Annotated in this window: 15 protein-coding genes and 1 pseudogene; 6 read left to right on the top strand and 10 right to left on the bottom strand. The window is 71.4% G+C overall.

Annotated elements, in window-relative coordinates; all coding sequences use genetic code 11:
* Positions 1–308 precede the first annotated feature (308 nt).
* Positions 309–1,607, top strand: coding sequence for an MFS transporter (locus ACWC1K_RS07805; RefSeq protein ID WP_450829363.1), 1,299 nt, complete (start codon positions 309–311; stop codon positions 1,605–1,607).
* Positions 1,608–1,767: 160 nt separating this feature from the next.
* Here ACWC1K_RS07805 and ACWC1K_RS07800 read toward each other — a convergent pair whose 3' ends face one another.
* From ACWC1K_RS07800 to ACWC1K_RS07790, 3 genes and pseudogenes are all read right to left on the bottom strand, one after another.
* Positions 1,768–2,223 carry a cyclic nucleotide-binding domain-containing protein gene (locus ACWC1K_RS07800; protein WP_450829362.1) on the bottom strand — a complete coding sequence of 152 codons (456 nt, stop codon included), beginning with the start codon at positions 2,221–2,223 and terminating at the stop codon, positions 1,768–1,770.
* A 267-nt stretch (positions 2,224–2,490) separates the two neighbouring features.
* Positions 2,491–3,973, bottom strand: a pseudogene (locus tag ACWC1K_RS07795) (aminotransferase class I/II-fold pyridoxal phosphate-dependent enzyme).
* 77 nt (positions 3,974–4,050) lie between these two features.
* Positions 4,051–4,272, bottom strand: coding sequence for a hypothetical protein (locus ACWC1K_RS07790; protein WP_450829361.1), 222 nt, complete (start codon positions 4,270–4,272; stop codon positions 4,051–4,053).
* 251 nt (positions 4,273–4,523) lie between these two features.
* Between ACWC1K_RS07790 and ACWC1K_RS07785 the strand changes: the two genes are divergently transcribed.
* The 5 genes from ACWC1K_RS07785 to ACWC1K_RS07765 all read left to right on the top strand — a co-directional run bounded on the left by ACWC1K_RS07785 (position 4,524) and on the right by ACWC1K_RS07765 (position 7,651).
* Complete coding sequence (locus ACWC1K_RS07785) at positions 4,524–4,967, top strand: ATP-binding protein (RefSeq protein ID WP_450829360.1); 444 nt, start codon at positions 4,524–4,526, stop codon at positions 4,965–4,967.
* A 178-nt stretch (positions 4,968–5,145) separates the two neighbouring features.
* A complete protein-coding gene (locus tag ACWC1K_RS07780; protein ID WP_450829359.1) occupies positions 5,146–5,997 on the top strand; it encodes a SigB/SigF/SigG family RNA polymerase sigma factor in 852 nt (283 codons plus the stop codon).
* A 26-nt stretch (positions 5,998–6,023) separates the two neighbouring features.
* Positions 6,024–6,257 (top strand): DUF5133 domain-containing protein, encoded by a 234-nt coding sequence (locus ACWC1K_RS07775; RefSeq protein WP_450829358.1) that lies wholly within the window; start codon positions 6,024–6,026, stop codon positions 6,255–6,257.
* Between the two features lie 94 nt (positions 6,258–6,351).
* The gene (locus ACWC1K_RS07770; protein ID WP_450829357.1) at positions 6,352–7,191 is read left to right on the top strand and encodes a DUF1206 domain-containing protein; all 840 of its coding nucleotides are present in this window, start codon (positions 6,352–6,354) and stop codon (positions 7,189–7,191) included.
* Between the two features lie 28 nt (positions 7,192–7,219).
* Positions 7,220–7,651 carry a hypothetical protein gene (locus tag ACWC1K_RS07765; RefSeq protein WP_450829356.1) on the top strand — a complete coding sequence of 144 codons (432 nt, stop codon included), beginning with the start codon at positions 7,220–7,222 and terminating at the stop codon, positions 7,649–7,651.
* Between the two features lie 13 nt (positions 7,652–7,664).
* Here the strand turns inward: ACWC1K_RS07765 and ACWC1K_RS07760 are convergent, their stop codons facing one another.
* From ACWC1K_RS07760 to ACWC1K_RS07730, 7 genes are all read right to left on the bottom strand, one after another.
* Positions 7,665–9,908 (bottom strand): FUSC family protein, encoded by a 2,244-nt coding sequence (locus ACWC1K_RS07760; RefSeq protein ID WP_450829355.1) that lies wholly within the window; start codon positions 9,906–9,908, stop codon positions 7,665–7,667.
* A 78-nt stretch (positions 9,909–9,986) separates the two neighbouring features.
* Complete coding sequence (locus tag ACWC1K_RS07755) at positions 9,987–11,363, bottom strand: NAD(P)/FAD-dependent oxidoreductase (protein ID WP_450829354.1); 1,377 nt, start codon at positions 11,361–11,363, stop codon at positions 9,987–9,989.
* Between the two features lie 232 nt (positions 11,364–11,595).
* On the bottom strand, positions 11,596–13,503 hold the full coding sequence (locus ACWC1K_RS07750) for an AMP-dependent synthetase/ligase (protein WP_450829353.1): 1,908 nt from the start codon (positions 13,501–13,503) through the stop codon (positions 11,596–11,598).
* Positions 13,504–13,627: 124 nt separating this feature from the next.
* Positions 13,628–14,716, bottom strand: coding sequence for a glutamate--cysteine ligase 2 (locus ACWC1K_RS07745; protein ID WP_450829352.1), 1,089 nt, complete (start codon positions 14,714–14,716; stop codon positions 13,628–13,630).
* A gap of 64 nt (positions 14,717–14,780) precedes the next feature.
* Positions 14,781–16,991 carry a 1,4-alpha-glucan branching enzyme gene (gene glgB, locus ACWC1K_RS07740; RefSeq protein WP_450829351.1) on the bottom strand — a complete coding sequence of 737 codons (2,211 nt, stop codon included), beginning with the start codon at positions 16,989–16,991 and terminating at the stop codon, positions 14,781–14,783.
* Positions 16,992–16,995: 4 nt separating this feature from the next.
* Entirely contained in the window at positions 16,996–18,357 is a 1,362-nt protein-coding gene (locus tag ACWC1K_RS07735; RefSeq protein WP_450829350.1) for a maltokinase N-terminal cap-like domain-containing protein, read from the bottom strand.
* A gap of 22 nt (positions 18,358–18,379) precedes the next feature.
* Positions 18,380–18,973 (bottom strand): alpha-glucosidase C-terminal domain-containing protein (locus ACWC1K_RS07730; protein WP_450829349.1); only part of this gene is annotated, 594 nt, incomplete at its 5' end.

Here is an 18,973-nt window from a genome sequence, read left to right as displayed (position 1 = left end):
AGCCGAGCCGCGCGGCGCCGAGGACCACGCAGTGGCAGGTGGTCTGGCGATCATCCCGCTCCTGGCGTTCGTCCTGGCCATTCCGCCGGCGATGCCGTCGTACGCGGTGGCAAGAAGACGATCACGACGATGGGCCTGCTGTGCGCCTCGGTCTTGGTCGGCAGACCAGCGCTCCGCACCTCCGTCGACGGCGCCGTAAGGCCGACCTGGGCGGCCATCGTCTGGGGCATCCGCGGTCCGAACTCTCGGGCGGGGCTGGGATAGTGAACCCCCGGCCCCGAAAGATGTATCGAGCAACCAGGAAGCCCGTGGACACCAGCGAGAGCAGTACTGAACCGCAGACACCGGACCCGGTCGCGGCCGACCCGCCGCGGCGCGGCTGGCGCCGCTGGGCCATGGACACCCGGCCGCTGCGCATTCCGGCCTACCGCCGGCTGTGGTCCTCGACGATCGTCACGGCCGTCGGCAGTCAGCTCACCGCGGTCGCCGTGCCCAAGCAGATCTACGACATCACCGGCTCCTCCGCGTGGGTCGGCGCGGCAAGCCTCGCCGGGCTGCTGCCGCTGATCGTGTTCGCGCTGTGGGGCGGCGCGGTCGCCGACAGCATGGACCGCCGCAAGCTGCTCCTGATCACCAACAGCGGCATCGCCGTCACCTCGCTGCTGTTCTGGCTCCAGGCCTTCACGGGCCTCGAGTCCGTGGCCGCGCTGATGGTGCTGCTGGCGGTGCAGCAGGCCTTCTGGGGTCTGAACGCCCCCGCCCGCAACGCCTCCATAGCCCGCCTGGTCCCCGAGGGCCAGCTTCCGGCGGCCAACGCCCTCGGCTCGACGGTCATGCAGACCGGGCAGGTGGTCGGACCGCTGCTCGCGGGCGCCCTGATCCCGGTCATCGGCCTGCCCGAGCTGTACCTGATCGACGCCCTCGCCCTCTGCGTCACGGTGTGGGCGGTCTACAAGCTGCCCTCCCTGCCGCCGCTGACGGGCACGGAGAAGCGACGCGCGGGCGTACGGGAGATAGCGGAGGGCTTCCGCTACATCTCCGGGCACAAGGTGCTGCTGCTGTCCTTCCTCGCCGACATCATCGCGATGGTCCTCGGCATGCCCCGCGCCCTGTTCCCGCAGCTCGCCGCCCAGACCTACGGCTCCTACGGCGAAGGGCTCGCCCTCGGCCTGCTGTTCGCGGCGATCCCCATCGGTGCGGTGCTCGGCGGTCTGTTCTCGGGCACGTTCTCCCGGGCCCGCCGGCACGGCTGGATGGTGATCGGCGCGGTCGTCGCCTGGGGTGCGGCGATCACCGGCTTCGGGCTGAGCGGCAACCTGTGGATCGCGGCCGCGTTCCTGGCCCTGGCCGGCGTCGCCGACATGGTCTCGATGGTCTTCCGCGGCGCGATCCTGCTGTCCGCCGCCACCGACGAGATGCGCGGTCGTATGCAGGGCGTCTTCACGGTCGTCGTCGCGGGCGGACCGCGCCTGGCCGACGTCCTGCACGGCACCGCCGGCTCGGCCTTCGGCCCGCGCACGGCCGTGGCGGGCGGCGGCCTCCTCGTCGTCGCCGTGATGCTGGCCCTGACCGCCGCGATCCCGGCGCTGCGCCGCTACCGCATCTGACCCCGGGGCCTGTCCGGCGGATCAGCTCGGCGTCGCGGGCTCTGGCTGTGCTCCTCGACTGTCGCGAGGGCGGGGACGCAGGCGCTCGGTGTCACAGCCGCACTCCGCTGGGCGCCGCCGCAAGGCGCGTCCGACAGCCGACCGACCTGCCGGACGGGCTCTAGAGCACGCTGCGCCCGCGGCCCGCGTGCTGTTCCATGAGCTTGCCCCGGGTCACCTCCAGCCGGTGGGCGAGGATCTCCGCGACGCTGCGCACCAGCGCGAGCCCGAGCTGGGTGTCCTGCTCGCACAGCCGCAGCACCGCCGCCGCGTCGAACTCGTAGGCGCGCACGGGGCTGAAGGCCTCCGCGCCGAAGTCCCACTCGTGCGGCGGGAACAGCCAGGACCAGCCGAGGAGATCGCCCGCGCCGAGGCTCGCTACGGTCACCCGCTGCAGCGAGTTCACCCGCTGGTCGAGCGAGACGGCGCCCGAGCGGATGACCCAGAAGCGGTCGGCCCTGCCGCCCGCCTCGAAGATGCGGGTGTCCTCCGGGAAGGAGACCTCCCGCGCGAGCCTCATCAGGCTCTGCCGCTGGGGCGGGGGAAGGGCGGTCAGCAGTTTTATCGCTTTGGTCATGACGCGGGGCTCCTCGCCGGGATCGGTTCCGGTGCTTTCCCTACGCCCATTTCAGCCGCTGCCGACGCCCCGAGCACCTCGGCGGACAGCAGTTCCCGCCGGAAATCCCCAGGGCATGAAAAAGCCCTGGCTGGACGGGGGAGGCCAGCCAGGGCCGTAAGCGGTGGCGTCGGAGGACGGTACGGTCGACTCCGTCACCACGTATGAATGAACCGTAAACCATCTGCCGGTGTTTTACCCGCCCAGAAGCGGGTCACGTGACCGGTTTCACTCCTTGGCCCCCTTACCGGCCGCCACGACCCTGATCGTCTCGAGTTTCGGGTCGCTGGGGTCCGGCAGGTACATCCCCGCCTCCAGGCCGGTGCGCAGATAGCGCAGAACGGGCTCGGTGAGCCGCTCGCCGGGCAGTACGGCCGGGATTCCGGGCGGGTACGGCGTGATCATCTCCGCTGCGATACGGCCTGCGGCATCCTTGGTGGGCACGTTCTCCGTGGGGCCGAAGAAGGCGTCCCGGGGCAGTGCGGCCTGCGTCAGTTGCAGCTCGGAGGGCGACGGCACATCCACCCGCGGGCCCGGCCCGAGTCCCGGCGCGGCGCGGGCCAGGTCCTTGAGTGCGGTGAGCAGTTCCCCGGTCGTCTCCCGGTCGTCTCCGTGGGTGATCTGTGCGCCGATGCGGCGGTGGTCCACCAGATGGGCGTCCAGGGCCCGCTGGTCCCGCAGCCAGTCCGCGGCCTTGTACCCCGTGATGTCCAGCCCGCCGATGTCGATGATCACGGGCAGCGGGTCGAGATCGTCGGCCCGGTCCGGACCGCAGAAGTCCTCGCGGTCGTTGACATGCATCCCGTCGATCTCCTCGATCCCGGCACGGACCTCGGCCGCGAGGTCCAGCGCACCGCTCATCAGCTCCCTGCCGCGCAGGGCCATCTGGCGGCGCCAGCCGTCGAGTCCGGCGTAGATCAGCACCGAGGGGCTGGTGCTGCCCAACAGGTCGGCCCGCATCTTCAGCAGATCCGGCGGGACGAGGTCGCCGCGGAGGTGGAAGACGGAGCCCTGTTCCAGCCCGCTGCCCATCTTGTGGATGCTCGTCACACAGATGTCCGCGCCGGCGTCCATCGCCCATGTCGGCAGGTCGGGATGGAACGGCAGGTGGGCGCCCCATGCCTCGTCCACCACCAGGGGCACGGAGCGCCGGTGGCAGACCTCGGCGATCGCCTGCAGTTCCGCGCAACTGCCGTACGGCGTCGGGCTGGTGACCAGTGCACCCTTCGCATCGGGATGCCTCTCGAAGGCGGCCTCGAAGCTCTGCGCCGACGGCGGATGAGCGAGGTGGCGCAGCGGGTCCCAGCGCGGCTCGACCCAGACGGGCTCGATGCCCGAGAGGATCAGCCCCGCCACCACCGACTTGTGGGCGTCCCGGCCGATCAGCAGCTTCTCGTGCGGTCCCGCCACGGCCAGCATCGCCGCCTTGACGGACAGCGAACTGCCGCACGTGGTGAAGAACGTGTGCTCGGCGTGCACGGCATCGGCCATCAGCTCCTCGGCACGGACCAGCACCCGCCCCCGGGTGAGCCGGTCGTCCAGCCCGCCCGATGCCAGTACGTCACCGAGGGGCATCACCCAGCACCTCCCGTACGGCGGGATCGGCGCCGCGGGCCTGCTTGTGACCTGGCGGGGTGAACCCCAGCCGCCCGCGGCGGTGGTATTCCGCCAGGGCTTCCAGAATGGGCGCTCGGCTGTGATCGACTGTCATACGCACCCGGGTTCCCGCCATCGGGCACCGCCAACCGGGCGGACACCGAGCCGTCGAAGCGGACGCCCGGCCCGTCCTCAGCCCTGTCCGCCGGCTTTGCCCGGGGTCAGGATCTCGTCCAGCACCCTGAGGACGGCTTCATAGGCCAGCGTCCGTACGGCGGCCTCGCGAGCAGCCTCGGGCTCGTCCGCCCGCAGGCCTTCGTCCCGCTCCCGCCACCGGCGCTTCTCCTCCTGCGCGCAGGCCCGCGCACGCCGGATGCGCCGCAGCAGTTCGTCTGAGTCCACGACATCGGTCATGACATCCGCGTACCCCCCGATGGCCCGGGCACGTACTTTCCGCCGGGAGGTTTGGCCGGGCCTGCGCAGGTGAGCCGAACAAGGAGACCTGCGGCGCCCGCGCAGCAGGAGGCGGAATCGCTGCGAACGGGCGGGGGAGAGCCGTGTCCGAGAGGCGCTTGCCCGGACTGCGGCGGCCGCGGGCGAGGCAGGGTCCGGCTTCCCTCCCCCGCTCAAGGAGGCCGGTTCTTCACCGATCAGGGGAGCCAGCGATGTGCGAGGAGCACGGGACCGAATCCGCCCTCGGGCGGCCGGGCGCGCAGCGGACCGGACCGCCGTGTTCGTGCAGGCCCGCCGAGGCGCGCAGGGCGGTCGAGCGGGCGGTCACGGAACGCTGCAGGGCCACCCACACCCATTGCGACGAGGAAGCCCTCGGGGACGCCCTCCTCGTCGCCACCGAGCTGACGACCAACGCCATCCTGCACGGCGGTGGCGTCACGGACTTCCGCGTCGACGTCCTGGGATCGGGCGTGCGCGTCTCGGTGAGTGACCGCAGCGACCGGCTGCCGGTGACCAGCCTGCCCACGGATCCACGGCGACGGCACCGCGTCGGCGGCCACGGCTGGCCCATCGTGTGCCGGCTGGCCCGCGACGTGCGCGTGTCGGAACTGCCGGCCGGCGGCAAGTGCATCACGGCCGTGGTCCCCTTCCACTGAAAACCCCCAGGACGCGGCCGTGTTTGTTCCCTCGACCGCCGGGCATACGGATGTTCGTGCTTCGGACCGGAGGCGCGCCAGCGGGAGCGACATGGCTGCCCTGGACCCTCCAGTCGGTCCGGGCGTCGGCCTTCCCGCGGTAAGTCCCTGAAACCCCCTCGTTCAGGAGCGAATCCGCATGCTTATCGACATGTCGACCAGCACTTCCGGCAAGCAGGCCCGGACGACCGCCCCCACCCGGCGGCGGCACGACGACGCCCCCGACACGGCGGACCTTTTCGCCCGTCTCGTCACCTTGGAGGACGGCCCCGAGCGGGAGGCGGTCCGCGACGAACTCGTCACGGCCTGGCTGCCCATGGCCCACCGCATCGCCGGCCGGTTCCGCGACCGCGGCGAGTCCATCGAGGACCTCCGCCAGGTCGCGGCACTCGGCCTGGTCAAGGCGATCGACCGGTATGCCCCCGAGCGGGGCGCGTTCGAGAGCTATGCCGTGCCCACCATCACCGGCGAGGTCAAGCGCCACTTCCGGGACCGGATGTGGGCCCTCAGGGTGCCCCGCCGGATCCAGGAACTCCGCAACAAGGTACGGGTGGCCCGCCGTGAGCTGACCCAGACCCCGGGCACTCCCGAACCCTCCGCCGCCGACATCGCCGCCCACACCGGGCTCACCGAGGACGAGGTCAACTCCGGCCTGGAAGCCCTCGACAGCTTCAGCACCCTTTCGCTGGACGCCGAACTCGCGGGCGACGAGGACGGCTACAGCCTCGCCGACACCCTCGGCGCGGCGGACTCCGCGTACGACGTCGTGATCGACCGCGAAGCCGCCAAGGAAGGCCTGCGGCGTCTGCCCGAACGTGACCGCGCCATCCTCTACATGCGCTACTTCGAGGACATGACACAGAGCCGGATCGCCGACCGGTTCGGCATCTCCCAGATGCATGTCTCCCGCCTCATCAGCCGCAGCTGCGCCCGGGTGCGGGCCGAGGCGCTGGGGCAGGCGGCCGGCAACGGGCGGGCGGCCGCGGCTTGAGCGGCCCGCAGCGAGGAGGAGGACCGATGCTGATCCCTCATCCTGCCGTCCTGCGCAGGCTTGTCGAGGAGTACGAGACCGCGCTGGCCGAGGAGGCCGAGCGCGGCGGCGGGGCCGGCCCACGGGCCCAGGACCTGGCCTACACCCTGTGCGTGTCGACCGGCACACGCAACGTGGCACGGGCCCTGGAAGCGGCACACCGGCTGCTCGCGGCCGCACCCCCGCCGCGATCGGCGGCGCCGGAGATCGGAATCCGGTGACACCGCGCAGGGGCGACGTCCAGGTCGCCGGCCGGGCGGAGGGCGGCCCGGTCATCGAGAAGCACACCTGCCCTGCGGAGTCCGGGAGGCGACCGTGAATTCCAGTGCCATGGCGCGGACGAGCAGGCTCGAGGCCGAGCGGGCGGCGCGCGGCTCGGTGACCGAGGGCGCCGCCCGGGCGGGGCTCGCCGCCCGCGGCGCCAACTACCTCCTGGTCGGCGTCCTGGCGCTGCAGATCGCGTTCGGGGACGGCAGCCGGCAGGCGGACCGCGGTGGCGCCCTCGCCACCCTGGCCGGGCAGCCGTTCGGCACCGTGCTGCTGTGGGCGCTGGGTCTCGGGCTGGCCGGCATGGCGGTGTGGCGGTTGTCGGAGGCCGTGTTCGGCTCGGTCGGCCCGGACGGCCGTACGCCACGAAAGCGGCTGCTCGCGGTCGCCCGCTGCGTTTTCTACGCGGTGGTCGCCTACTCGGTGCTGACGTTCGCGGCGGGCCCGGGCGGCGGTGGCAGCCGGTCGAGTGACGTGCAGTCCCGCGACGTCACAGCCAGGGTCCTCGACCTGCCCGGAGGGCAGTGGCTCGTGGGCGCGGCAGGGGCCGGCGTCGTCGTGGCGGGCGTGTGGATGGGTGTCCAGGCCGTGCGGCGTGACTACCGCGAGGAGCTCAAGCTGGGTGAGATGTCGACATGGACGCGACGGCTGGTGGATGTCACCGGCGTGGCGGGCGGCGCGGCGCGCGGGCTGGTGTTCGCCGCCGCGGGAACCTTCGCTTTGCGCGCCGCGGTCGACTACGACCCGAAGCGGGCGAAGGGGCTCGACGACACGCTGCGCTCGTTCGCCCACACTCCGCTCGGGCCGTCGCTGCTCGCCTGTGTCGCAGCCGGTCTCGCCCTGTTCGGGCTGTTCTCGTTCGCGCTGGCTCGCTGGCAGAGGGTCTGACACGCGCCACACGGGGAACACGAATCGGATGAACGAATCCGAGTTTCCACCGGAGCACCGGCCCGTCGACCTCTACCTCGGTCTCCTGCGCACCCGGATGGACACGGAGGACTTCCGGCAGCTGCTGGGTGTGGTCGAACCGGTCCTGCGGGCGCTCGAGGAACAGCGCATGCCTTCCGTGGACTTCGCGCTCGGCGAGGACCAAGGGGAGGGGCTGTCCCAGGAGGTCCGTGACGAGGCCGCCCTGGTCATCGCCGCCGCCGTGACCGGCCGGCTCGACAACGAGGTCGTCGAGATCGACCTCGAGGGGACCGGCCCGATCAGGGTGATCACCGATGCGGACACCGCCTCGGACCCGGTGCGGCTGGGTGAGATCGCCGACTACATCCGGGAACGGCACCGCCAGGACGAGGAGCTGCGCGGCATTGCCGAGGTGAGCGGTCTGTCCACCGACTTCTGAGGGCGGGGCGCGCTCACCGCTTCGGCGTAGCCACTGGCACCTTCAGCGGCCGGGCGAGGCCCACCACCGCCTCGTCGAGGCGCTGCAGATGCCGTAGCACCCGGTCGGTGATGCGGCCGTAGCGTGAGCCGCCGGGCAGGTCGGCCTCCAGGAGGGAGGCGATGCTCGCCCCTGTCTCGACCTCGACGGCGGCCCGCTCGTCCGCGACTCGGGCGGCGATCGCCCCGATGTTGCCGAGGATGCGCTTGCCGGCCCGCCGCAACCGCGGATCCGCAGCGATCGAGGGGTGCGTCGGCAACAGCTCGGCCATCGCGGCCAGCGAACGCGCGTGGTACGCGCAGGTCTCCAGCAGGGCCACCACGTATCGGGCGGTGTTGCGCCGGGCCCGCAGCGGAGTGACCGGGTGGGTGAGCGGCTGGGTGGCGGTGCGCAGGTCGGCCAGCGCCTGGTCCAGGTCGCGCGCCTTGTCGAGGAGCTCGGCCGGGTCCCCGCCGCTGAGCTGGTCGACGGCGGCCTCGGTGACGTCGGCGAGCCGCTCCAGGGTGGTGACCAGGAGGTCGTCGGTACGGCGGTCGGTGTGCACCGGCAGGACGAACGCCGCCGCGATGATCCCGCAGGCCGCCCCGAGCGCCGTCTCCTCCACCCGCAGCACCAGCACCGACAGGCTGTAGGTGTGCAGCAGGGTGTACAGCACGCCCAGCGCCGCGGTGACGAAGAAGGACATCAGCGTGTAGGACAGCGGGGCGGTGTAGAACATCGCGAACACGCACAGCAGCACCAGCGCGAACGCCGTCCAGGTGTGGTGCCCGACCAGCGCCGCGAGCAGCAGACCGGCCACCACGCCGAGCACCGTGCCCAGCAGCCGCCGGTAGCCCTTGACCAGGATCTCGCCGGTCGAGGCGGTGTTGATGAACACGATCCAGCAGGTCAGCACCGCCCAGTACCAGCGCTGGCTGGAGAGGAACTCACCGCCGACGATCGCCAGCGCCGATCCCACCGCGACCTGCACGGCAGCGCGCGTGGTGGGCCGCTTCAGACCCCTCGGCGCCTCCTCGGCGGCCTCCTCGCCCGCGTCGATCGCCGCGTCCTCCGCGTCCAGTTCCTCGCGCGAGCGGGCCGTCGACGGGGTGTCGTCCGCGTCGTCCTGCGGGTCGCCGAGCGCGATCCGCAGCCCGAGCACCGCGCGGGCGGCCTCACCGACACCGCGGAAGACGTCCTGGACGGCGGGGGAGGCCTTCGGCAGGTTCTCCTCGTCGCGGTAGCCGAGGAGCCGGTTGCGCAGCTGGGCCAGGCCGGTTCCCAGGTCCTCGGAGACGGGCCGCAGCACCAGCAGGCGCAGCGCCTCCAGGTCGCGGCGCAGGATCGCGGTCGACTCGTCCTGTACGGGCAGCCGGCCGCCCGGCGGGACGGGCGCGCCCGGCAGGTGCAGGGTCAGTGTGTCCGCCCGCTCGGCGCTGCGGGCGGTCAGCAGCAGCAGTCCGAGGCGTTCGGCGGCGATCTCGGCGTCGGCGATGCGGCGCTGCACGAGCCGGGCCACGGCCTCGTCGGCGGTGCCCTCCTCCAGCCGCCCCTGGATCATCATGGCCGTCTCGTTGAGGCGGGCGGTGCCGTCGCGTACGTCCTGAAGTGCCTTGCCGATCTCGTCCGGCCCGGCGTCGAGGAGGGCGAGGTGCGCGGTGACCAGTTGCGCCAGCCGGGCGCGGAAGGCCTCCCGCAGCCGCTGCAGGATGCCCGCGGGCGTCTCCGGTACGAGCGCGAAGCGCACCACGGCGCTGGAGGCGAAGGCGACGGCGATGACCGCCCACAGCTGCGGCAGCGTCGGCACGGTGGCGCCGACGAACAGGGACATGAAGTAGACCTGGAAGCCGATCAGCCCGAGCGCGGTGCCGCGGTCGCCGAAGCGGCGGGCATAGACGGCGCAGAAGATGAGCGCGACGAAGAAGAGGTCACCGCCCACCACCCGGGTGTGCAGGACCGCACCCAGTGACACGGAGGCCAGCGCGACCGGAAGGCCCAGCGCGAGGGTGACGGCCTGCGGGCCGCGCTGCTTCTCCCGGATGGCGAAGGTGGAGACCATCGCCGCGATGGCGCCCGCCACCAGATGGCGCACGTCGGCGCCGAGCAGGGAGAGCACGGCCAGCGTGAGGGCGATGGCGCCCACCGTTCTCAGGCCCGCGGCCAGCCGGAGCAACCCGGGATCGGAGGCCGCGACGAGATCGCGCAGCCGTGCCCGGACCGACCCTTCCGCTGCCCTCACGCCGCCGTACTCACTCCCGCTTCACGTCATGATCCGGATCTCAGCATCGCACGACGTGACCGGGGCACGCGCACCGGCTCATGTCTCCTTGCCGACCGTCTCCTCGACATGGGCCCGCACCTGTTCCGGCGTCATATAGGCGTTGGTGAACTCGAAGTCCTTCAGAGTGGCGGGTTTGCGGGCCTGGAAGCCGGTGCGGACGAAATCGTCTCCGGCCACGGCGTTGAGCGTCCAGTTCGTCGCCACGCGGACCTTGGCGACGTTGGTGCGCAGAGCCATCCAGTGGTAGCCGCGGGCGGCCACCTGGGCGGGCAGGCCGCGCAGTTCGATGCCGAGCGGCTTGGAGACGGCGTCCGTGCCGCCGAGGTCGACCACCAGGCCGAGGTCCTTGTGGACGTACGGCGTCAGGGGTTTGCCGCGCAGGGTCGCGATGACGTTGTCCGCGACGTGCTTGCCCTGCCGCATGGCGTGCTGCGCGGTCGGCGGGCAGATCGCCGACTCGTCGTCCTTGGCCTTGTCCGGCACCGCGCCGGAGTCGCCCAGCGCGAACACGCCGTCGTGGCCGGGCAGGTTCATCTCGGCGTTGACGGCGAGCCGCCCCCGTACCGTCTCCGCGTCGAGCGTGGCGATGAGCGGGCTCGCGACGACACCGGCGGTCCAGATCAGGGTGCGGGTGGGGATCACCCGGCCGTCGGTGAAGGTGACCTCCTCGGGGCCCGCCTTGGCGATGGAGACACCCAGCGAGACGTCGATGCCGCGCCGCTTGAGGATCTCCTGGGCGCTGCGGCCGAGCTTGTCGCCCAGTTCGGGCATCAGCTTCGGGGCGATGTCGATCAGATGCCACTTGATCAGCGCCGGATCGATGCGCGGGTAGCGCTTGACCGCGGCGTGCGTGAGCTTCTGCAGACAGGCGGCGGTCTCGGTGCCGGCGTAGCCGCCGCCGACCACCACGAACTGCAGCCGCGAGGCCCGCTCCGCCGGATCGTCGCTGGCGTCGGCCAGGTCGAGCTGGGCGATGACGTGATCGCGGATGTACGCGGCCTCGGCGAGGGTCTTCATACCGAAGGCGTGCTCGGTCAGACCCGGAATGTCGAAGGTGCGGGTGACGCTGCCGGTGGCCAGCACGATGTAGTCGTACGGCTCGTTGACGATCCGGTCGGTGATGGTGCGGATGACGCAGACCTTGGCCTTCAGGTCGACGCCGATGGCTCCGCCCGGAATGATCCGGGTGCGGTACTTCTTGCTGCGCCGCAGCGAGACGGCGATCGACTGGGGCGTCAGCACGCCGGAGGCGACCTGGGGCAGCAGCGGCAGATAGAGCTGGTAGGCGAACGGCGTCACCAGGGTGACGTCCGCTTCGTCGGGCGCGAGTTTCCGCTCCAGCCGGCGTACGCACTCCACGCCGGCGAAACCTGCGCCAACCACCAGGATCCTGGGTCGTGTCACGGTGTTCATCCCTCTCTGCGGCTCCAGGCGGTCTGCATCCAACGCCCTTCGCATGCCCTGGATCGCTGCTTGCACCACATCGATCCCACCGCGGCCCCAGCCGTTCCGCCAGCTGGGTGCGGCAGGCAGACGAACGCGTCGAGCACCACCATGCCCGTCTGCGTGCGGAAACGCACCGGTCAGGAGTGAACCTTTTGGATCACGTGCTGCACAGGAAGTGGCGAGATTGTGTTCGGCGCGGTCAGCGGAACACGTTGTCGGCCTCGTCCCAGCTCGACAGTTCGTCCGGCACGGTCTGCCGGGGAGCGCGGGTGCGTGCCTGGTACATTGCGTCGATCTCGAACGCGTAGTGCCGCACGATCGCGTCCCGGCGCAGTTTCATGGACGGCGTCATCAGCCCGTTGGACATGTCGAACTGCTCCGGCAGCACCCGGAAGACCCGGATCGACTCCGAGCGCGACACGGCACTGTTGGCCGCCGCCACGGCGCGCCCGATCTCCTCCCGCAGCGCGTTCTCCTCGCGGGCCTCCCGGCTCGGCATGTCGCTCTGCAGCGACAGGGAACCGCGCCAGTACGCCAGGAACTTCGGATCCAGGGTGATCAGCGCCCCCACACAGGGCCGGTTGTCGCCGACGACGACCGCCTGGTGGATCAGCGGATGCATCCTCAACCGCTGCTCCAGGGCGGCGGGGGCGACGTTCTTGCCGCTGCTGGTGACGATGATGTCCTTCTTGCGGCCGGTGATCGTCAGATAGCCCTGCGCGTCGATCCGTCCGAGGTCGCCGGTGGCCAGCCAGCCGCCGCGCAGGACGGCCCGCGTCGCCGCCTCGGCGTTGATGTAGCCCTGGAACACCGAGGGACCGCGGACCAGGATCTCGCCGTCCTCGGCCACGGCGATCTCGTTGCCCGGCAGCGCCTGCCCGACGGTGCCCGACATCTCCCGGCCCAGCGGCTGCGCGGTGACGCCGCCGGCGGCCTCCGTCAGGCCGTAGCCGTCGTTCACATAGATGCCGATGCCCTCGTAGAAGAGGGTCAGTTCGCGGCTGAGGGGCGAGCCGCCGGACGTCGCCCGCATCACCCGGCCGCCGACCGCGGCGCGCAGCTTGCGGTACACCGTCCGCTCGAACAGGGCGTGTTGCAGCCGCAGATCGAAACCGGGCCCCGAACCGCCGCCCAGCCGCTGCCGTTCCAGTGCCGCGGCGAAGTCGCGTGCCGTGTCCGCGGCCCGCTCGAACAGCGCGCCGCGGCCCGCCTCCTGGGCGACGCGCAGGAAGTTCTTGTAGATCTTCTCCAGGAGCGAGGGAACCGCGCACAGATAGGTGGGGCGGAAGGAGAGCAGGGATGCCGAGAGCGCTTCCTCGCTCATGTCGGGCTCGTGTGCCATCACCATGCCGCCGCGAATGCACAGGGTTTGCACCAGAAGGCCGTAGACGTGCGAGAAGGGCAGGAAGGCGAGCACCGAGGCCTGCCGCTCGCCCGGCGGGATCACGGTGTGGCCCCAGCCCGTCAGCAGCGTGTCGCAGGCGCTTGCCAGGTTGCGGTGGCTGAGCGCGCAGCCCAGGGCCCGGCCCGTGGTGCCGGAGGTGTAGCAGATGGCGGCCGTGGAGTCCGGCAGCACGATGCGGCGCAGCGAGTCGACCGTGGCGAGCGGGATGAACCTGCCGCGCTCCCGCAGGTCGCCCAGCGCCCCCGCGTCCAACTGCCAGACGTGGCGCAGCTGCGGCAGCGCCCCGCACACGGAGCCGACCGTCATCACCGCCTGTTCGTCCTCCACCACCACGGCCACGCAGCCGGCGTCCCGCAGGACCCACTCCACCTGGTCGCGCGAGGAGGTCGGATAGATCGGCACGACCTCGGCACCGACCGCCCACAGGGCGTGGCTGAGTACCGTCCACTCGTACCGGGTGCGCGCCATGATCGCGATGCGGTGGCCCGGCGAAATCCCGGACGCGACCAGCCCCTTGGCCAGATCCACCACCTCGTCCCGCACCTCCACGGCGGTCAGTTCCTCCCACGTGGTGGAGGACGGGGCGGGGCGGCGCGCGAGCATGGGCAGGGTGGGGTGGTGAGCTGCCGTCTCGAAAATGGTGTCGGCCAGTCCGCCGGTCAGGGGCGAGACGGTGGGGGGAGCGAGGGCGAAGTCGCGCATGCGCTGCTCCTGAGCTGTACGGAGGGTGACCATGCCGACGAGTTCCGTTGTCGACGGTGCTCGAATCTAGCCCAGGTGGGTGCGGATGGTGACCGGAACCTGCGAAGTTGCGGATCCGTGATGATCAGGCCTGGGTGTGGCGCACGCAGCCAGTGACGACCTCCCGCAGATTGCCTTTGCGCGCCAGGAGTTCACGCTGAACCTGCGCTCCTGTGCCGCCCTTGAGCAGCCGGACGCAGGTCTCGCGGGCACGCTCCAGGTCGCCGCTGTCGGCGAGCGCCCCGCCGATGTGTTCCAGCAGCGCCCCCACCACGCTCTCGGCGGGCTGCCGCCGCATGGTCACGGGATGCAGCAGCTCGTCGGTGAGACCGGAGCGCGCGGCCTGCCAGGCGGCCAGCCGGAGCAGGCTGACGCTGTGGTCGAGGGGAGGGTGGCCGTCCCACCACTCCCGGGCGGCGGTCTCCACGAGACCCCGGGTGAGCGTGGCGACGAGGGCGGCCGTGCCGGCGTGCAGGCAGACGTCCGCGACCCGGACCTCGACCGTCGGGTACTGCCGGGACAGACGTGCGTCGAAGTAGATCATCCCCTCGTCGAGGATCACCCCGCTCGCGACCATGTCCGCCACCCGCCCGTGGTAGTGCTCGGCCGAGCCGAAGACCTCGGTGGGTCCGGCCGACGGCCAGCGCTGCCACACCCGGCTGCGATAGCTGTTGTAGCGGGTGTCCCTGCCCTGCCAGAACGGGGAGTTGGCGCTGAGCGCGGAGATCACCGACAGCCAGGGCCGGATGCGGTCGAGGACCGCGACGCCCTCCTCGTCGGAGTCGACGGAGACATGGACGTGACAGCCGAGCACGAGCTGCTGCTGTACGGCGATGCCGTACTGCTCCTCCATCCACTGGTAGCGGCTTCCCCTGGTGACGGTGGGGCTGACGGGCAGGGGCGAGGTGGCGAGCGCGGCCACCGTGCACCCGATCTCCCCGGCGTGCCGGGCGGCCTCCCGGCGACAGCGCACGATCTCCGCGTTCAGGTCCGCCATGTCGGACTGGGGATGCGTGTTGAACTCCAGCATCTGGTTGTACAGCTCTTTCTCGAACACGCCCTCGCAGGCGTCGTCCCGCGCCGCACGGGCGAGCACCGCGGCGGACAACGCCTTGGGCTCGCCCGTCTCCGGGTCCACCAGGAGGAGCTCCTCCTCCACTCCGACGGTGCGCACGTGAGGCCGCCTTTCTCTGGCCGGGCTGCGGCTGGGACGAGCACCGAGTACCCCGCCTGGCCGGTCACAGCAACGGAGTCAGCCAGATCGTGGCGAGCGGCGGCAGGGTGAGCGTGATCCTTCCCTCCTCCACCTTGACGTCGTCGGGGTTGGTGACGTCGCTGCCGCCGTAGCGCATGGCGTCGGTGTTGAGGATCTCCCGCCAGGCGGGCACCTCGTCGGGAGCCCAGAGGCGGTAGTCGTGGCGCACCACGGGGGAGAAGTGGGAGACCGCGAGGAGCGGGCTGCCGTCGGTGGCGAACCGCAGGAAAGCGAAGACGTTGTCCTCGGCGGCGTCCCCCATCACCCACTGGAAGCCGCAGGGCCGGGTGTCCTGCTGCCACAGCGCAGGGCTGCGGCGGTAGACGGCGTTGAGGTCGCGCACCAGGTCGCGGACCCCGCGATGGTCGGGCTCGGCGCCGTAGCCGGGGTCCACCAGCCACCAGTCCGGCCCGTGCTCCTGGGACCATTCGGAACCCTGGGCGAACTCCTGCCCCATGAACAGGAGCTGCTTGCCCGGGTGGGCCCACATGAACCCCAGGTACGCCCGGTGGTTGGCGCGTCGCTGCCACCAGTCGCCCGGCATCTTCGACACCAGCGCCTGCTTGCCGTGCACCACTTCGTCGTGCGAGATGGGCAGGATGTAGTTCTCGCTGTAGGCGTACACCATCGAGAAGGTCATCTCGTTGTGGTGGTACTTGCGGTGCACCGGCTCGTGCTCCATATAGCCGAGGGAGTCGTGCATCCAGCCCATGTTCCACTTCAGGCCGAAGCCCAGCCCGCCGCTGTCGGTGGGGCGGGTGACCCCGTCCCACGCCGTGGACTCCTCCGCGATGGTCACCACGCCGGGTGCTCGCCGGTACACGGTCGCGTTCATCTCCTGCAGGAACGCCATCGCGTCCAGGTCCTCCCGCCCTCCGTGCACGTTCGGCGTCCACTGGCCCGAGTCGCGCGAGTAGTCCAGGTAGAGCATGGAGGCCACGGCGTCCACCCGCAGACCGTCGATGTGGAACTCTTCGCACCAGTAAACAGCGTTCGCCACCAGGAAGTTGCGCACCTCGATACGCCCGAAGTCGAACTCGTAGGTCCCCCAGTCCGGGTGCTCGGCCCGCCGCGAGTCCCCCGGTTCGTACAGCGGATCCCCGTCGAACCGCGCCAGGGCCCAGTCGTCCTTGGGGAAGTGGGCGGGCACCCAGTCCATGATCACGCCGATGCCGGCCCGGTGCAGGGCGTCGATCAGGTACTTGAAGTCGTCGGGCGTACCCAGCCGCGACATCGGCGCATAGAAGCCGGTGACCTGGTAGCCCCAGGAACCGGCGAAGGGGTGCTGGGCGACCGGCATGAACTCGACGTGGGTGAACCCGAGATCGCTCACGTACGGCGGCAGCTGCTCGGCGAGTTGGCGATAGGTCAGCCCGTGCCGCCAGGAGGGCAGATGGATCTCGTACACCGAGAAGGGCGCCTCGTGCACCGGAAGGTCACCGCGGTGTGCCATCCACTCGTCGTCGCCCCACTCGTAGTGCGAGGCGTGCACGATCGACGCCGTGTCCGGCGGGACCTGCGCGTAGCGCGCCATGGGGTCGGCCTTGAGGAAACGGCCGCCGTAGCGGGAGGTGATCTCGAACTTGTACAGCGCGCCCTCGCCGATGCCGGGCACGAACAGCTCCCACACCCCCGAGGCGCCCAGGGACCGCATCGGCAGAGCTGTTCCGTCCCAGCAGGTGAAGTCCCCGGCGACCCGGACGCCCTGGGCGTTCGGGGCCCACACGGTGAACCGGGTGCCCGTCACGCCCTCGTGTTCCATGGGCTCGGAGCCGAGCGCCTTCCACAGCTGCTCGTGCCGGCCCTCGCGGATGAGATGCAGGTCCAGCTCACCGAGGGCGGGCAGGAAACGGTAGGGGTCGGCCGTCTCGTGCTCACCGTCCGCGTACCGCACCACCAGCGTGTACTCGGGGATCGCGTCGAGGGGCAGCACTCCGGAGAACAGGCCGTCGCCCTCCGAGGCCAGCGGGCGCCGCTTGCCGTCGACGACGACGCTCACCGCGCGGGCGTAGGGCCGCAGCGCCCGGAAGACGATGCCGCCCGGGACCGGATGGGCGCCCAGCAGCGCGTGCGGGTCGTGGTGCCGGCCGGTGAGCAGGCGTTCTCGTTCGCCGGGATCCAGGGCAGGCGCGCTCGCGCATCCGGTGGTGAGCGGTCCGGACGGCTCGGGGAGCGAGGTGTCACGCAGGGCCACGGGTTCAGCCTCCTCTTACGGCGAGACGCTCGATCGCCGCCATCGGTACGGGGAGCCAGTCCGGCCGGTGCCGGGCTTCGTACAGGACCTCGTACACGGCTCGATCGGTCTCATAGGCACGCAGCAGTCCGTGCTTCTTGCGCGGGTCCCAGCCGGCCCGCTCGGCATAGCCCGCGCAGTAGGCCTCGCGGCAGCGGCGCGCCCACTCCGGGCGCCACGGGCGGCGCTGGCGGGCGGCGTAGTCGAAGGAGCGCAGCATGCCCGCGATGTCCCGCACCGGGGACTGGGTGCTGCGCCGCTCGGCGAGCGGGCGGGACGGCTCGCCCTCGAAGTCGATGACGAACCAGTCCCGGCCGGCCCGCAGCACCTGACCCAGGTGCAGGTCGCCGTGGATGCGCTGGGCGGGCGGCCCCGGATCGCAGGCGACGAGGGCGCCGAAGGCGGTGCGCAGCCGCGGCACGTACGGGCGCAGCGCCGGCACACAGTGGGCCGCGGCGTCCAGGCGCTCGGTCATGGCCGCCGCCGTCCGCACGCTCTCGTCGTGTGCCCCGGCCGGGAAGGCGGCCGCCAGCGCGAGATGCACCTCCGCGGTCGCCCGGCCCAGCTCGCGGGCCTGCACGGTGAACTCGTCGCCGGCGGCGAGCGCCTGCAGGGCCAGCGCCCAGCCGTCGGAGGCATCGGGCAGGAACGGCTGCAGCACACCGAGCGTCGCCTCCTGCGGATGCGTCGTACGGAACCATGCCACCGGCGCCGGCACCCGGCCGCAGCCCTGACCGGCCAGGGCGCCCGGCACCTCCAGGTCGGGGTTGACGCCGGGCTGCACGCGCCGGAACACCTTCAGGATGAACTCGTCGCCGTACACCAGCGAGGAGTTGGACTGCTCGGCCTCCAGCACCCGCGGCACCAGCCCGGCCGGCACATGCACGGACGGATCGGCCTCGAAGCGCAGCGGACCCGCCGCACCGGGCTGCCGCAGCCGCTCCAGGAGCAGTTGCGCCGAACGGGGATCCTGCAGTGCGTCGTACACCGTCAGACCGGCCAGCGGACCCTCCTCCGCCCTGCCGATCAGGGCCCGTCCGAGCCTTGGCGAAGCGTGTCGGCGCACGCCGAGCAGCAGCTGGTAGCAGTCACCGGCGGGCGCGGCACCGCTGGGCGCGGGCAGGCCGCTCTGACCGGTGTGCACCAGCAGATGCAGACAGCCGGGGAACAGCTCCGTCATGGACAGCAGACCGAGGTCCGTGACGGGCCGGTCCTTGCCCGCGAACCAGCGCTGCCTCGGCAACCACTCGCGCAGCAGCCCGGCGAGCGAGGCCATGGGCCCGGCGGCGACGCTGGGTCTGGGGCGGAGCGATGCGGTCTTCGCCATGGTGACGCGTCCTTTCCTCGCCTCACGCCAGAGGACGGCGGCCGATGCGGGATGCGACTCGGGTGAGCCGGAACCAGTAGAAGCCGTGGCCGGCGAGGGTCAGCAGGTACGGCAGCTCACCGATGGCCGGGAAGCGCACCCCGCCGATGAGCTCCACGGGATGACGCCCGTCGAAGGCCCGCAGATCGAGCTCGGTGGGCTGCGCGAACCGGGAGAAGTTGTTCACGCACAACACCAGGTCGTCGCCGTACTCCCGGAGGAATGCCAGCACCGCCGGGTTGGAGGACGGGAGTTCCGTGAACGACCCGAGGCCGAAGGCCGGGTTCTGCTTGCGGATCTCGATCATCCTGCGGGTCCAGTGCAGCAGCGAGGACGGGTCGGCCATCGACGCCTCGACGTTGGTGACCTGGTAGCCGTAGACGGGGTCCATGATGGTCGGCAGGAACAGCCGTCCCGGATCGCAGGACGAGAAGCCCGAATTCCGGTCGGGTGTCCACTGCATCGGGGTGCGTACGGCGTCCCGGTCGCCGAGCCAGATGTTGTCGCCCATGCCGATCTCGTCGCCGTAGTAGAGGATCGGCGAGCCGGGCAGCGACAGCAGCAGGGCGGTGAACAG

It is taken from the genome of Streptomyces sp. NPDC001492 (genome assembly GCF_053597275.1).
The sequence above is the reverse complement of the archived record's forward strand: the minus strand, read 5'-3'. Positions and strand labels throughout refer to the sequence as shown.

Coding starts and splice junctions, on each gene's coding strand:
- ACWC1K_RS07800 (WP_450829362.1), bottom strand. CDS start 2,223: ATGACCAAAGCGATAAAACTGCTGACCGCCCTTCCCCCGCCCCAGCGG.
- ACWC1K_RS07790 (WP_450829361.1), bottom strand. CDS start 4,272: ATGACCGATGTCGTGGACTCAGACGAACTGCTGCGGCGCATCCGGCGT.
- ACWC1K_RS07785 (WP_450829360.1), top strand. CDS start 4,524: ATGTGCGAGGAGCACGGGACCGAATCCGCCCTCGGGCGGCCGGGCGCG.
- ACWC1K_RS07780 (WP_450829359.1), top strand. CDS start 5,146: ATGCTTATCGACATGTCGACCAGCACTTCCGGCAAGCAGGCCCGGACG.
- ACWC1K_RS07775 (WP_450829358.1), top strand. CDS start 6,024: ATGCTGATCCCTCATCCTGCCGTCCTGCGCAGGCTTGTCGAGGAGTAC.
- ACWC1K_RS07765 (WP_450829356.1), top strand. CDS start 7,220: ATGAACGAATCCGAGTTTCCACCGGAGCACCGGCCCGTCGACCTCTAC.
- ACWC1K_RS07755 (WP_450829354.1), bottom strand. CDS start 11,363: ATGAACACCGTGACACGACCCAGGATCCTGGTGGTTGGCGCAGGTTTC.
- ACWC1K_RS07750 (WP_450829353.1), bottom strand. CDS start 13,503: ATGCGCGACTTCGCCCTCGCTCCCCCCACCGTCTCGCCCCTGACCGGC.
- ACWC1K_RS07735 (WP_450829350.1), bottom strand. CDS start 18,357: ATGGCGAAGACCGCATCGCTCCGCCCCAGACCCAGCGTCGCCGCCGGG.